The organism is Kingella kingae (genome assembly GCF_900475905.1).
Taxonomy (GTDB): domain Bacteria; phylum Pseudomonadota; class Gammaproteobacteria; order Burkholderiales; family Neisseriaceae; genus Kingella; species Kingella kingae.
In genome coordinates, this window is sequence record NZ_LS483426.1 from 1,932,732 (window position 1) to 1,945,910 (window position 13,179).

Here is a 13,179-nt window from a genome sequence, read left to right on the forward strand (position 1 = left end):
GCTGCTTGTTTACGTTAAAATACGCTCATTTTTTTATGAATTTAACGTGCAGGCTGCCTGCACAGACTGACCACTATGTCCTACCAACAAGCCTACATTCCCCTACCCGAATCCCTAGCCGAAGCGTTTTCAGACGCGCTCATGAACCACGGCGCATTGTCCAGCGCGATTGAAGACGCATTCGCAGGCACCGATGCCGAACAGCCGATTTTTGGCGAACCCGATATGCCGTCTCATCAAATTTGGCAGCAAAGCCGCATTATTGCTTTGTTTGATGCCGATGCCGATGTGCAGGCTGCTATTGCCGCCGCCGCTCAAGAAGCCGAAATGCCACTGCCTGCGTATGAAGTAGAATCGCTAGAAGAACAAGATTGGGTGCGTTTGACTCAATCGCAGTTTGACCCAATTCGCATTTCCGAGCGTTTGTGGATAACGCCCACTTGGCACGAAACGCCCGATGCCAACGCGATTAACTTGCGTCTTGACCCAGGTTTGGCGTTTGGCACAGGCAGCCACCCAACCACGCATTTGTGTTTGCAATGGCTAGACCAAAACCTGAAAGGCGGCGAAACCGTGTTGGACTACGGTTGCGGTTCGGGCATTTTAGCGATTGCCGCGCTCAAACTGGGTGCAGGCAGCGCAACAGGCGTGGACATTGACCCACAAGCGATTAAATCCAGCAACGACAACGCCGCGCAAAACCAAGTGCAGGCTGCTTTTTATTTGCCAGACCAAGTTCCTGCTGGGCAATTTGATGTCGTGGTTGCCAATATTTTGGCAAATCCATTGCGTATGCTGGGCGAAATGTTGGCAAGCCGCACCAAAACAGGCGGACGCATTGTGCTGTCGGGTTTGCTAGACGAGCAAATTGACGAAATGAGCGCGATTTATGCCCAATGGTTTGATATGCACCCAGCGCAAACCGAGCAAGGCTGGGCGTGTTTGAGTGGCACGAAGAAATAATGGAAAGAAATAGCAATGAGTAAAATTACTGTTAGCTGCCCCAACTGCACCGAGCAAGTGTCGTTGGATACCAAAGATTTGAAAAAAAGTGACGGTCAGGCTTTGTGTCCGCATTGCGATTATTCGTTTAAGCTGGTCAAAAAGTCCAAAAAGCAAGCACAAAATGATGTGATTGAGCAGGAAAAGCAGCCTGCACCTGCGGCAAAAAAATCGTCCACTAGCATGGACGATGATGCCGAGCAGCACGTGCGTTCTTGGTTTGGTTTTGGCAAATCGCGCGATGCAGAAGTCGCCAAAAAAGCCGAACCCGAAGTGCTGCCCGAGCCACCGCAATCGCCCAAACTGGTTAAAACCGTTGCCGCGATGAGCGCGATAAAACACGCACAAAAACCGCTTACCTACCGCGAACCGAAAGCCGCCGACAAGCCGACTTTTGCCGAAGTGGGCGAGCCGTTTGCGTTTAACCTAATGGACAGAGACAGCGTGAATGCGCAGTTGCCACAAATTTCGGTACAGCCTGCGGTGAACACGCCTGCGATGAGCGCGTCTTTGAGTGCGGATTCGCCACAAAATAATATTACGATTCATACCGATAGCTTGGTATTCACGCTGGTGGGCGATGGTCAGGGTATGTCGTTGCCGTCCACGCAAATCGCGGCAGGCGGCTTGCCTAGCACACAAGTCAATCCTGCTGCGGTTGCGCCTGTGGTGGTGCAAGCAGCAAACGACACCAACTGGACGATTGCCACGATTGCTGCAATGGCAGTGCTGGTGATGCAGTTGTTTTACTGGGTGTTGTTGGGCGCGTAGATTGGTTTGGTTGATTGAAAAACGCGGTGTTGAAAGCCGCGTTTTTTTTATGCAGGCTGCTTTTTATTAGGTGTTTATGGAAAATACTTTTGTTCACGCTTTTCGTGAAGCCGCGCCGTATATTCACTATTTGCGCGGCAAAACTGTGGTGGTTGGGCTGGCGAGTGCCTTGTTGCAGCCGTCTATTTTGCCGACTTTGGCTGCCGATTTGAATTTGCTTGCCGCATTGGGTGTACGCTTGGTGCTGGTGCATGGCGTGGACACCCAGTTGCGCCAATTATGCCAACAAAATCAATACATCATACGCGAACAATCGCAACGGCTGATTTGCGATGAAACCCTAATCCGCTGGGTCAAACAAATTAACGGCGAATTAAATTACGATGTGCAGGCTGCTTTGTCGCTCGGATTTGCCCACTCGCCGCAACGCACGCCACGCCTACGCATTGCACAAGGCAATTTCCTATCGGCAAAACCGCTGGGCGTGTTAGGCGGCGTGGATATGCTCTACACAGGCGGCGTGCGAAAAGTAGATGGCGCAGGCATCACCCACGCGCTTAACGATGGTTCAGTGGTGCTAGTGTCGCCGCTCGCCGCATCGGCAAGTGGGCAAATTTACCATTTGCCAATGGACGAAGTCGCCCAACACATCGCACAAGCCGTGTCCGCCGAAAAATTGATTTTTTTGATACCCGAATCAGGCATCATGAACGCGCAAAGCAGCCTGCACTCCGAATTGACCGCCGAACAAGCACAACAATTATTGCGCGAACAACAAATCTTGCCGCATCAAACGCATTTGCTGCAAACCGCGATTGATGCCGTGCAGCAGGGCATATCGCGCGTACAAATTCTATCGGGCGTGCAGCAGGGCGATTTATTGCGCGAATTGTTTACGCGACACGGTGCAGGCACATCTATCGCCCAAAATCCGTTTATCCACATTCGCCGCGCCCAAAGCCGCGACATTGCCGACATCATCGCGCTGATTCAGCCCCTTGCCGAGCAGGGCGTGTTGTTGCCGCGCAGCCGCGAATATTTGGAAGCGCATTTGGCGCAGTTTTATGTACTGGAACACGACCGCCAGATTAGCGGTTGCGTGGAATTGAAAACCTTTGCCAACCAAGCCAATGCCGCAGAATTGGCGTGTCTTGCCGTGTCGCAACACGCGCGAGACGGTGGTTATGGCGAGCATTTGCTGGCACATTTGGTGCAAGAAGCCAAAGCGCAGGGCAAAACACGATTATTCGCGCTTTCCACTCGCGCAACCGATTGGTTTCAGGAGCGCGGTTTTGTGCCAGCAAGCGTTGCCGATTTGCCTAACGAGCGGCGTGAACAATATCTTGCCCAAGCGCGACAATCGAAGATTTTTGTGTTGGATTTGGCGGGAGGATAAAAAGCAACCTGCACAACATCAAACAAAAAAACACCCGAAAATCCAAAAATTTTCAGGTGTTTGATATTTGGTGGAGGCGGGGGGAATTGAACCCCCGTCCGAAAATCCTCTACAAAGCGTTCTACATACTTAGTCTTGCCAACTTAAAAGTCTCGTCTTCATCGCGCCGACAGACAGGCTTTCAGAAAACCAGCTACCTTAAATCTTATTTTGTGCCAAGTAACCCGACACAAAACCAGTCAATGTAAAATGATGTTGCCGTAGGTTTGACCCTACACAGTCCATCGACCAACTGCTGCAACAGCTTGGCATTAAGCAGCCAAAGCGTAAGTTTCGTCGTTTGCGACTATTTTGATTCAGTGTTTTACGAGTCTCTGAGAACTCGGTATGCCCGCATTTGCTTTGCAACCCCCGTCGAAACCAAAGTCGCCCCCAAATGAGAATGGCGATTGTACACAAGTTTTAAGCAGCCTGCAAAACAATCCTTTATAATACGCGCTTTTATTTTGTATAGAAGTGCAGGCTGCTTGGATATGTATGACGTAAACACCCACGATGTTCGCCAATTTTTTGCCCATGTGTGGCGATTGCGTTTCGCGCCCGTGCAACTGGACGCGCTGCAAACCAAAGCCTTACGCATTTTGCAAGCGCACACCGAATACGCGCCCATTTTGGACAATATTGAGCAATATTTGGACTACGAATGGACACCCGATAAAGGCGAAAGCAACCCATTTTTGCATTTGTCTATGCACTTATCGATTCAAGAGCAAGTGGCGATTGACCAGCCGTTTGGCATACGCGACATTCACGCGCAACTGTGCGCCAAATACAATGACGATTGGGTTCGCGCCGAACACGATATGATGGAAGCCTTGGCAGAAACGCTGTGGGAAGCGCAACGCTTTGGGCGTGGACTAGATGTTAATAACTATATAACCAAATTACGAAAACTGGTTAATTTGGGGCAGGAAGACAATGCGCGAATCAATCCGCACGAAGTTCCTTTGTCCGACAAAATTAGCTGGCGAAAATAAGGCAGCCTGCACATGATTTACCCTTGGCATCAAACCGCTTGGCAACAACTGACCGAGCATTGGCAGCAGCTACATCACGCATGGTTGCTGGTTGGCAAAGAAAGCACAGGCAAGAGCGCATTTGCCACGCATTTTGCCCAAGCCTTGTTGTGCGAGCAGCCACAATCCAATCACGAAGCGTGTGGGCAATGTCCATCGTGTCATTTGTTTACCCAACACGCGCACCCCGATTTTTATTCGCTCACGCCCGAACAGCCCGATAGCAGCGAAACAGGCAATGCGCGTAAATTGCAACAAATCAAAATCGATGCCGTTCGCGCGATTTTAGAGCCTTTAACGCAGACTTCGGTGCGTGGCGGACGGCGTGTGGTGCTGATTTATCCTGCCGAAAGCATGAATGTGCAGGCTGCCAATGCTTTGCTCAAAATGCTGGAAGAGCCGCCCGAAGCTGTGGTTTTTTTGCTGGTGTCGCACAACCGCGACCGCTTGTTGCCCACCATCAAAAGCCGTTGTCGCGCTTTGACCTTGCCTGCGCCATCGCCCGAACAAGCCTTGCACTATTGGCGCGACCAGCAGCCCGAGCACGCAGAACAAGCCGAGCAGCTACTGGCATTTCACAGCCACGCGCCGTTGTTTGAACACAATCCCGAGCAAGATGATTTGCGCGAGCGTTTGTTGGCGATTTTGGCAGAACCGCGTTTGCTGGCGATTTTGGATTACGCAGCAGAATTTGATAAACAAAAATTACCGTTGGCGGTGCTGTTGGATTGGCTACATAAATGGTTGATTGATATGTCTTTGGCAACGCAATCTATGCCACCGTTGTACTATCCGCACCACGCAAGCAGCCTGCAACGTATGGCGCAAAAAACCAATCCTGCCACACTTTTTGCGTTGATTGCCCAGCTAAATCGCTTGCACCCTTACGGACATCACAGTCTCAATGTTAAAATGCAAGCCGAAAATTTATTGGGCGAATATTTGTTGATGCTGACTGCGAAGTCTAAATAAACAAAAGCAGCCTGCATTTTTTATTTATTTGTTGTTTTGAAGGAATTATTATGAGTTCTCCTGCTCCGCAAGCCACACCTGCCGCCGCCCCAGCTAGCGCACCAGGTCGTATGTTGCAACTACGCTTGGAAAGTAAACCGATTATTTACATGAGCTATATGTCGTTTTTGGAATACGGCGGCGTGTTTTTGCCGTCTAACGACAAATTCACAATGGGCGAAGAAGTGTTGTTGGTATTGGAATTGGTTGGCCCTGCGCGTACCGATAAATTGTTCATCAAATCCAATGTATGCTGGATTAACGCCAATCCCAGCGCGAGCGGTCGCCCCAAAGGCATCGGCTTGGCATTTAGTTCGGACGATTCGGGCGTAAAAGCCAAAGCCTTGTTTGAAGCGATTTTGTCGGGCTTGCTGGCAAACGAACGCGCTACTTATACGCTGTAAACTATTTTGCAACCACAAAGCAGCCTGCACTTTTTGCTGGATTCAAAGTGCAGGCTGAACCCTTTGCAAAGCCCCAGATTTGAGTGCAGTTCAAAGTGATAGCATCGTATAACGCGCAGGCAATATTGAAATATTGTCAAGCATTAGAGAAGCGCATCACGAAGAAATGCACCAAAGATGGTTTTGCAAAGGGTTCAGGGCTGCTTTTTAAATCATACATAACATCATGTTTTTAATAGACTCCCATTGCCACATCAATTTTGAAGGACTTGCCAACCGCCTGCCCGAAGTGTTCGCCAACATGACCGCCAACCAAGTACGCCAAGCCCTTGCCATTAGCGTGAGCCGCAACACCTTTGACGAAGTGTTTGCCCTAGCCCAAGCGCACGAACACATTTATGCCAGCGTGGGCGTTCACCCCGATAGCGAAACCGCTGCCGAGTTCTCCGAAAACGAATTGGTGCAACACGCGCAACACCCCAAAGTGGTCGGCATTGGCGAAACAGGTTTGGATTACCATTGGTGCGAGGGCGATTTGGCGTGGCAGCACAACCGTTTTATCACACACATTCGCGCCGCCAAACGCGCCCAAGTACCGTTGATTGTGCATACACGCGATGCCGCTGCCGACACACTCCGCCTGTTGCGCGAACAACAAGCCGAAAAAATACTAATCCATTGTTTTACCGAAGATACCGATTTTGCCAAAGCGGTGCTGGACATGGGCGGCTATATTTCTTTTTCGGGCATACTCACGTTCAAAAACGCCAAAGCCATTCAAGCCGCCGCGCAATATTGTCCGCTAGACCGCATTTTGGTGGAAACCGATGCACCATTTTTAGCCCCAGCCCCACATCGCGGCAAACCTAATGAGCCTGCTTATGTGCGCCACACCGCCGAATTTTTGGCACAACTGCGTGGCGATTCGCTAGAAAACATCGCCGCCACAACCAGCGCGAATTTTTATCGTTTGTTTGATAAAGTGAAGCCGTTGCAGGCTGCTTAATGTAGTATAGTGGATTAAATTTCGATTAGGACAAGGCGACAACGACCGCCGTGTACAACTAGTACATAAGGGAGTTGGTAACGCTGTACTAATCTAAATTTAATTCACTATAAATTAAATCCGCCATATAAAAAGCAGCCTGCACTTTAAATCAACAAAAGTGCAGGCTGCTTTTTTGGGTTTTTATCGTTTCTCTTTGCTTTGGCACGAACTGCACACACCATACATATACAATGCGTGGTCCACAATGCGGAAACCGTTTTCTTGGGCAATTTTGTCTTGCAATTTTTCGATTTCTTCGTTGTGGAATTCGGTTACAGAGCCGCATTTGACGCACACAATGTGGTCGTGATGTCCACCCTGATTTAATTCGTACACCGCTTTGCCTGTTTCAAAATGGTGGCGCAACAAAATGCCTGCTTGTTCAAATTGAGTCAAAACGCGATAAATGGTTGCCACGCCAATTTCAATGCCTTCGTCCAGCAAAATACGATAAACATCTTCCGCACTCAAATGTGCACCTGCGTGGGTTTCAAATAAATCCAAGATTTTTAGGCGCGGGCCTGTTACTTTTAAACCATTGTCTTTTAATTGTGAAATATTGTTCATATACAAATTCTTTCCTGTTGATTGAGATAGTGTTAGTAAGCGTATGAATTGCCGTATAATAGCATCTTTTATCCATTTGCCCAGTACTTTGATGATAAAAGTTTTCAATAAAACTATTTTGACAAGGGCGAGTGTGGTATCTTTCCAATTTATCTGATTTTTGAATGAAAGGTTGCAAACGTGAAACCCTTTGTTTTAGCTGTTGCTGCATTATTGGGCTTAAATGCCTGCACCCCGACTGTGGTAGAAAAACTGCCTTATTATAAATTGCCTGTGGTACAAGGCATTCCATTGGAAGCCGAAGCGGTGTTGGCGGTCAAAACAGGTATGTCACGCCAACAAGTTGCCATGGAAATTGGTATGCCGTTGCTGCGCCCGAGCTTCCGTCAAGACCGTTGGGATTATTTTTATCAAGTAACACGCGGCGGCAAAGTGAAAGAATCGCGCACTTTGGCGGTATTTTTTGATGCAAATGGCTTGGTGTCTCGCGTAGAAGGCGATGCTTTGGATTATGCACGTCAAGAAATCGCCAATAAACAACAAGGTACAGCACAATGAGTAACACAGTAAAAATCGCGATTGCAGGCGTAAACGGACGTATGGGCAAAGTGTTGGTGGAAGCGGTTTGCGCGAATCCCAATGCTACTTTGGTCGGCGCGTTGGAACGCGCTCAATCGGACGCATTGGGCTTGGACGCTGGTTACGCGATTGGCATCAAAACAGATGTAAACATCACGTCAGACTACGATGCGGCATTGAATCAAGCCGATGTGGTGATTGATTTTACGCGCCCAGACGCTTCGTTGCCGCTCATAGCAGCCTGCACGGCGCGTGGCATTAAAATGGTTATCGGCACAACGGGTTACGATGACGCAGGCAAAGCGGCGATTCAAAACGCGGCGCAGCAACACGGTATTGTGTTTGCCGCCAATTACAGCGTGGGCGTGAATTTAACGTTCCACATTTTGGACACCGTTGCGCGTGTGCTCAACGAAGGCTACGACATTGAAATTATTGAAGCGCACCATCGCCACAAGGTTGATGCGCCAAGCGGTACGGCGTTGCGTATGGGCGAAGTGATTGCCAATGCTTTGGGGCGTGATTTGAAAGAATGCGCGGTGTATGGACGCGAAGGACACACAGGCGCGCGCAACCCGAAAACGATTGGTTTTGCAACCGTTCGTGCAGGCGACGTGGTGGGCGACCACACGGCTTTGTTTGCGACCGATGGCGAACGCGTAGAAATCACACACAAAGCCAGCAGTCGCATGACGTTTGCCGCAGGTGCAGTTCGCGCGGCAGTGTGGTTGAGCGAGCGCGATACAGGCTTGTTTGATATGCAAGATGTGCTGGGCTTGAAGTAATACCAATCCATAAAAATAATCTAACCGCGTTGCCAACGCCCTTATGTGCTATTTGCATACGGCAGGCGTTGTCGCCTTGTTAGCTTACTTTTCTGGAATGGTATCCATAAAAAGTGCAGGCTGCTGTGATACAAAAAAGCAGCCTGCACTCAAAAAACGGAGTTAGGTATGAACACAGAAAGTCAACAAAATCTCGATACCGATAATACAGCAGAAACCGATTCAGCCGCGCAAACAGAAAAAGCAGCCTGCACCAGCAGCAAAATCCAAATATTGCGCGAAAACAGCATTTATTTGTTGCCCAACTCGTTCACGATTGCGGCGTTGTTTTGCGCGTTTTATGCGATTACCCAATCCATGCACGGACGCTTTGAAAGTGCCGCCATTTCGGTTTTTTATGCCATGATTTTGGACGGCATGGACGGACGTGTGGCACGTTTAACCAAAAGCCAAAGCGCGTTTGGCGAACAGCTAGACAGCTTGGCAGACATGGTCAGCTTTGGCGTTGCCCCTGCCCTGATTGTGTACAACTGGCATTTGTATCAATTTGGCAAACTGGGTTATTGCGTGGCGTTTGTGTATTGCGCGTGTGCCGCGTTGCGCCTTGCCTTGTTTAACACGCTCATTGGCAAAGTGGACAAAAAATGGTTTATCGGCATTCCCAGCCCAACTGCTGCCGCTTTAATCGCCAGCGTGGTGTGGCTAGATTATGGCTACAACGGCTTGTTTGACCACGCCAGCGTGTGGGTGATTTTGCTGACATTGTTTGCAGGCTTATCCATGGTCGCGCAAGTGAAATTTTGGAGCTTCAAAGAAATTCGCCCCAATTTAAAAGTGCCGTTTATGGGTATGATTGGCTTGCTGCTGTTTTTGATGCTGTTTGTGCTAGACCCAGCTTTGGTGTTGTTTGTATTCTTTTTTGTGTACAGCTTATCGGGCTATGTGGTTTGGTTGCGCCAAAAGTGGAAATGTTGTCAGGCGAAATAAATTGATTGTATTGAAAAGTGCAGGCTGCTTTGTAGCGGAAAAATCCGTTAAAAAGCAGCCTGCACTTTTTTATATGATTTGTAGTGGACTAAATTTAGATTAGGACAAGGCGACAACGACCGCCGTGTACAGCTAGTACATAAGGGAGTTGGCAACGCTGTACTAATCTAAATTTAATTCACTATATTTAACTACGCAGCCAACGCTGCAACAACATCAACGCCGACAAAACCCGCGCATCGCCCATTTCGCTTTGTCCAATCAAATCGTCCAAATCCGACAAGGGCAAACGCACGATTTGCAGCGGCTCTGGCTCATCACCCTGCAACACAGACGGATACAAATCCTGCGCGATAAAAACGTGCATCGGGCTATACATATGGCTGGGCGATGAATACAACTCGCGCACAAAGGTCAAATGGTTTGCGCCGTGTCCAATTTCTTCTTGCAATTCTCGGTTCGCGGCTTGCGCTGCCGTTTCGCCTGCATCAATCAAGCCTTTTACGCAAGTGAGTTCGTGGCGTTCCGTGCCAACGGCGTATTCCCGAATCATAATTAACTCATTATTTTCAATCGGCAAAACCATAACGGCAGGACGACGCGCAGGCGTTAGGCGTTCATAAGTGCGCTGTGTGCCATTGCTAAACCGCAAGTCCACCGATTGAATTTCAAACACGGCGGTTTGGGCAACGGTGCGAACCGCCAAAATTTCGGGGCGAATTTGGTCTGACTGCAAAATAGACATGATGTTTTCCTTGTGATGAAGATTAGCGGCGTTCCAACTGCTCAATGCGTTGGCGCAGTTGGCGCAATTCTTCGGTGCAGGCTGCTAATTCTTGTTGCAACGCTTGTTCGCGTGTGTTTTGCGTGCCGATTTGGCTGGCTTGGAACAGCAAGGCTTGTCCCACCACTTGTAACACATTGCCCCATTTGGACGCTTGGGCAAGCCATTTTTGTGCAACTTCATCGCCCAGTAAACGACGCAAATCGGCGTGTGGCGTGTAGCGCAACTGGCTACAACGCAACAAAATACCCATGCCGAGCGCCGCATCGCCTTCAATGGCTAAATCGCTGAAACTGGGCATTTTGCCTTGCACGATTTGACCAATGGCATCGGGGTGCAAAATCAAGCTGGCGTTGGGGTAGCGTCGCGTCGGGTCTAGCAAGCCGTGTTCGTTGAATCGCCCCACAATGTGCAGGCTGCCTGCGCGAACGGCAAGCACCAAGCCGTTGTAGCCCGATAATTCGTGGCAAACGCTTGGATTTTGTTGCAATAAGTGGTTGATTAAATTAAGGGATAGCATAGTATTGTGTTCTCTTTATGGCATCACAATCTGCGCGGCAATTTGGTTCAGCCCAGCATCTAGGCTACGCAACATCGCATCGTAACCATTGCCTTGCTGTGGCGTAACGGCGCGGACTGGGCGCATGCGTTGGTCGTGCCATTGCACGTAGCCGTTGATTTCGGTGTCGCCCATGTAGCTGCCTTGAAAGCGGTCTAGGTAAACCGTTAGCGTGTTTGGGTTGGCGTGATTCAAATCCGCTGGGCGAAAGTGCAGGCTGCTTTGTTGGCGATTGAGCTTGTTTGCCAGTGAAGTCGCCACGCTTTGATGCAGCGGACTTGCCCACAGATTCTGTTGCGCGATGTGCAGCGTGTTGGCATCGCTTTGATACAACAAACTGCTGCCGTTTAAGGGTTCGGACAGCACCACTTTGATGCTGACTACTTTTTGCGCGGCGGTTTGAGTGGGCAACAACAACGCGCTATCGGGCAGTTGATAATGCTGCGTGGGTGTGCTGGAACAAGCCGCCAGTACGGTTAAGCTGGCAAGATAAAGCCATGTTTTCATGTTATTTTCCTTGTGGCACAGGGTCGCGTCCGCTGTGGTTAAAAATCAACGCATTTGGTTTTTCGTTTAACGTGCGAATCAGCGGTTGCGCGTCTTGCAAGGTGCGGTTTAATTGGTTGAGCGTTTGCTGAATGTCTTGATACACGGGCGATTGGGGTGACACGCCTTGTAGCGTTTGACGCAATTCTTGCAAAGTGGCATTCAGTTCGGCTGGAATTTTTTGCGTGCTGTTTTGCGAAATCAATTTGTTTGCCGATGCCAAAGTCGCTTTGAGCTGTTGCAGGCTGCCATTGAGTTCGCCTACGGTTTTATCCAGTGGCAAGGCGTTGAATTTGGCTAACAAGCTGGATAACTGTGCTTGTAATTCGTCCAAACCGCCGCTGCTGGCGGTGGCAATAACGGTGTGTCCATCGTATTGCGTGTGCGGCTTCACGGTTTGCACGCTTGGGTTTTCTACCAATTCCACCATTTTGCTGCCTAAAATCAAATTGTTGCTTGCCAGCGTGGCGATTAAACCATGGTTCAAAGCAGCCTGCACTTGTTGTTGCCAATATTCACGACTTTGTGCGACATCGCCCTGCTCCATTAAATTTGGGTCAATGCGTAGGCGCACGGGAATCCAGCCGTTTTGCAATAATTTGTGGCTATCGCCGTCTTGAAAATACGGCACTTGCGCCACTGTGCCAATGCGAATGCCTTTGTATTCCACAGGTGCGCCCACGTCCAAGCCGCGAATCGATTGCTTGAAAAACGCCACATAATACAAAGTGCGTTCGCTAGGTTGGTTTTCAATTTCAGCGCGGCTGTTGTGAATGGTAAATTCTTGATTATTAGAAGCAGCCTGCACATTTTGTCCAACCGCTGCCGCAGGCGTGGTAAACGAAATCGCACCCGATAAAATGGCGGAAAGTGGTGCGCTATCAATTTTGACACCACCGCCGTCCAAACGCACATTCACTCCGCTATCTAACCAAAATTCGCTGTTGCTTTGAATCAACTTCTCGTTGGGGCTTTGTACAAAAATACTGTATTCCACGTTTTGTGTAGTTGGGTTGAATTTGGAGGATTCTACCGTACCAACAATATGATTTTCATACAAAACAGGGCTGCCTACGCCAATCATTTTGCTGTTGCGTCCAATCAGTTTTAGGCGCAAACCTTGTTGCCCCATTGCGGTAATGGGCGGCAATTCATCTACTTTAAACTCGCTGGCTTCTTCTTCGCTGCTACCTGGGGCAAACGAAATATACGAACCCGATAGCAATGTGCCTAATCCTGTTACACCGTTTTGGTCTATGCGCGGTTTAACCACCCAAAATTGCGTGTCTTTACGCATCATGTCGGCAACATCGCGGTCTAGCTGCGCGGTTACTTCCACGCCTTGTTGATTGGGGCGCAGGCGGATATGACTCACGCGCCCGACTTCTACATTCAACACGCGTACGGTGGTGGTGTTGATGGCGATGCCGTCTGCGTTGTCCATCAGAAGTTTGATTTCTGGGCCTTTGCTGTTGATTTGTTGCGTGAGTAACCAAATACCTGTTATGGCTGCCGCCACAGGAATCAGCCAAACGGTTGATGCCAGCGTGCGGCTGCCACGGACTTGGGCGGTGTGAGTGGGTTCTGGGGTGTGTTGGGTCATAATGGTTTTATGGGGGTAGTAGGTTGGGTCGCAACCCAACATGGGATTTAAATAATGCAGG

General features: G+C 49.4%; 15 protein-coding genes and 1 other RNA gene. 10 read left to right on the plus strand and 6 right to left on the minus strand.

Going from position 1 to position 13,179, the window contains the following annotated elements; genetic code table 11:
* The first annotated feature begins 75 nt into the window (after positions 1-75).
* The 3 genes from prmA (at position 76) to argA (ending at position 3,169) form a co-directional block, all read left to right on the plus strand.
* Positions 76-963, plus strand: a complete 888-nt coding sequence (gene prmA, locus DQN52_RS10420; protein ID WP_003787600.1) for a 50S ribosomal protein L11 methyltransferase — start codon at positions 76-78, stop codon at positions 961-963.
* A gap of 15 nt (positions 964-978) precedes the next feature.
* Positions 979-1,773 carry a hypothetical protein gene (locus DQN52_RS10425; RefSeq protein ID WP_003787599.1) on the plus strand — a complete coding sequence of 265 codons (795 nt, stop codon included), beginning with the start codon at positions 979-981 and terminating at the stop codon, positions 1,771-1,773.
* Positions 1,774-1,849: 76 nt separating this feature from the next.
* A complete protein-coding gene (argA, locus tag DQN52_RS10430; protein WP_003787597.1) occupies positions 1,850-3,169 on the plus strand; it encodes an amino-acid N-acetyltransferase in 1,320 nt (439 codons plus the stop codon).
* Positions 3,170-3,237: 68 nt separating this feature from the next.
* On the opposite strand, the gene ssrA is transcribed toward argA, so the two are convergent.
* Positions 3,238-3,603: a transfer-messenger RNA gene (gene ssrA, locus DQN52_RS10435) on the minus strand.
* A 99-nt stretch (positions 3,604-3,702) separates the two neighbouring features.
* On the opposite strand from ssrA, the gene DQN52_RS10440 reads away from it, so the two are divergent.
* The 4 genes from DQN52_RS10440 to DQN52_RS10455 all read left to right on the plus strand — a co-directional run bounded on the left by DQN52_RS10440 (position 3,703) and on the right by DQN52_RS10455 (position 6,666).
* Positions 3,703-4,206: a DUF1841 family protein gene (locus tag DQN52_RS10440; protein ID WP_003787595.1), complete on the plus strand. Its 504-nt coding sequence runs from the start codon at positions 3,703-3,705 to the stop codon at positions 4,204-4,206.
* Positions 4,207-4,218: 12 nt separating this feature from the next.
* Positions 4,219-5,217: a DNA polymerase III subunit delta' gene (gene holB / locus DQN52_RS10445; RefSeq protein WP_003787593.1), complete on the plus strand. Its 999-nt coding sequence runs from the start codon at positions 4,219-4,221 to the stop codon at positions 5,215-5,217.
* Between the two features lie 50 nt (positions 5,218-5,267).
* Entirely contained in the window at positions 5,268-5,660 is a 393-nt protein-coding gene (locus DQN52_RS10450) for a PilZ domain-containing protein (RefSeq protein WP_003787592.1), read from the plus strand.
* A 226-nt stretch (positions 5,661-5,886) separates the two neighbouring features.
* Complete coding sequence (locus tag DQN52_RS10455; protein ID WP_003787590.1) at positions 5,887-6,666, plus strand: TatD family hydrolase; 780 nt, start codon at positions 5,887-5,889, stop codon at positions 6,664-6,666.
* 183 nt (positions 6,667-6,849) lie between these two features.
* On the opposite strand, the gene fur is transcribed toward DQN52_RS10455, so the two are convergent.
* Positions 6,850-7,275, minus strand: coding sequence for a ferric iron uptake transcriptional regulator (fur, locus tag DQN52_RS10465; RefSeq protein WP_003791078.1), 426 nt, complete (start codon positions 7,273-7,275; stop codon positions 6,850-6,852).
* A 180-nt stretch (positions 7,276-7,455) separates the two neighbouring features.
* Between fur and DQN52_RS10470 the strand changes: the two genes are divergently transcribed.
* From DQN52_RS10470 to pssA, 3 genes are all read left to right on the plus strand, one after another.
* On the plus strand, positions 7,456-7,833 hold the full coding sequence (locus DQN52_RS10470; RefSeq protein WP_003787585.1) for an outer membrane protein assembly factor BamE: 378 nt from the start codon (positions 7,456-7,458) through the stop codon (positions 7,831-7,833).
* Entirely contained in the window at positions 7,830-8,639 is an 810-nt protein-coding gene (gene dapB / locus DQN52_RS10475) for a 4-hydroxy-tetrahydrodipicolinate reductase (protein WP_003787583.1), read from the plus strand. Before DQN52_RS10470 ends, dapB begins: the two co-directional genes overlap by 4 nt.
* Positions 8,640-8,807: 168 nt before the next feature.
* Complete coding sequence (gene pssA / locus DQN52_RS10480; protein WP_003787578.1) at positions 8,808-9,626, plus strand: CDP-diacylglycerol--serine O-phosphatidyltransferase; 819 nt, start codon at positions 8,808-8,810, stop codon at positions 9,624-9,626.
* 187 nt (positions 9,627-9,813) lie between these two features.
* On the opposite strand, the gene nudE is transcribed toward pssA, so the two are convergent.
* From nudE to pqiB, 4 genes are read right to left on the minus strand one after another with little or no spacing between them, the layout of a single operon-like run.
* A complete protein-coding gene (gene nudE / locus DQN52_RS10485; RefSeq protein WP_003787577.1) occupies positions 9,814-10,371 on the minus strand; it encodes an ADP compounds hydrolase NudE in 558 nt (185 codons plus the stop codon).
* A 22-nt stretch (positions 10,372-10,393) separates the two neighbouring features.
* The gene (locus DQN52_RS10490) at positions 10,394-10,930 is read right to left on the minus strand and encodes a hypothetical protein (protein WP_003787574.1); all 537 of its coding nucleotides are present in this window, start codon (positions 10,928-10,930) and stop codon (positions 10,394-10,396) included.
* Positions 10,931-10,945: 15 nt separating this feature from the next.
* Positions 10,946-11,476, minus strand: a complete 531-nt coding sequence (locus tag DQN52_RS10495; RefSeq protein ID WP_003787572.1) for a PqiC family protein — start codon at positions 11,474-11,476, stop codon at positions 10,946-10,948.
* 1 nt (position 11,477) lies between these two features.
* Positions 11,478-13,118, minus strand: a complete 1,641-nt coding sequence (pqiB, locus tag DQN52_RS10500) for an intermembrane transport protein PqiB (protein ID WP_003787570.1) — start codon at positions 13,116-13,118, stop codon at positions 11,478-11,480.
* Positions 13,119-13,179: the final 61 nt, after the last annotated feature.

What these genes read in the sequence shown, in the direction of transcription:
- DQN52_RS10450 (WP_003787592.1), top strand. Translation starts at nt 5,268, where the DNA reads ATGAGTTCTCCTGCTCCGCAAGCCACACCTGCCGCCGCCCCAGCTAGC.
- DQN52_RS10440 (WP_003787595.1), top strand. Translation starts at nt 3,703, where the DNA reads ATGTATGACGTAAACACCCACGATGTTCGCCAATTTTTTGCCCATGTG.
- DQN52_RS10455 (WP_003787590.1), top strand. Translation starts at nt 5,887, where the DNA reads ATGTTTTTAATAGACTCCCATTGCCACATCAATTTTGAAGGACTTGCC.
- dapB (WP_003787583.1), top strand. Translation starts at nt 7,830, where the DNA reads ATGAGTAACACAGTAAAAATCGCGATTGCAGGCGTAAACGGACGTATG.
- argA (WP_003787597.1), top strand. Translation starts at nt 1,850, where the DNA reads ATGGAAAATACTTTTGTTCACGCTTTTCGTGAAGCCGCGCCGTATATT.
- DQN52_RS10495 (WP_003787572.1), bottom strand. Translation starts at nt 11,476, where the DNA reads ATGAAAACATGGCTTTATCTTGCCAGCTTAACCGTACTGGCGGCTTGT.
- fur (WP_003791078.1), bottom strand. Translation starts at nt 7,275, where the DNA reads ATGAACAATATTTCACAATTAAAAGACAATGGTTTAAAAGTAACAGGC.
- DQN52_RS10425 (WP_003787599.1), top strand. Translation starts at nt 979, where the DNA reads ATGAGTAAAATTACTGTTAGCTGCCCCAACTGCACCGAGCAAGTGTCG.
- DQN52_RS10490 (WP_003787574.1), bottom strand. Translation starts at nt 10,930, where the DNA reads ATGCTATCCCTTAATTTAATCAACCACTTATTGCAACAAAATCCAAGC.
- pqiB (WP_003787570.1), bottom strand. Translation starts at nt 13,118, where the DNA reads ATGACCCAACACACCCCAGAACCCACTCACACCGCCCAAGTCCGTGGC.
- pssA (WP_003787578.1), top strand. Translation starts at nt 8,808, where the DNA reads ATGAACACAGAAAGTCAACAAAATCTCGATACCGATAATACAGCAGAA.
- holB (WP_003787593.1), top strand. Translation starts at nt 4,219, where the DNA reads ATGATTTACCCTTGGCATCAAACCGCTTGGCAACAACTGACCGAGCAT.
- prmA (WP_003787600.1), top strand. Translation starts at nt 76, where the DNA reads ATGTCCTACCAACAAGCCTACATTCCCCTACCCGAATCCCTAGCCGAA.
- nudE (WP_003787577.1), bottom strand. Translation starts at nt 10,371, where the DNA reads ATGTCTATTTTGCAGTCAGACCAAATTCGCCCCGAAATTTTGGCGGTT.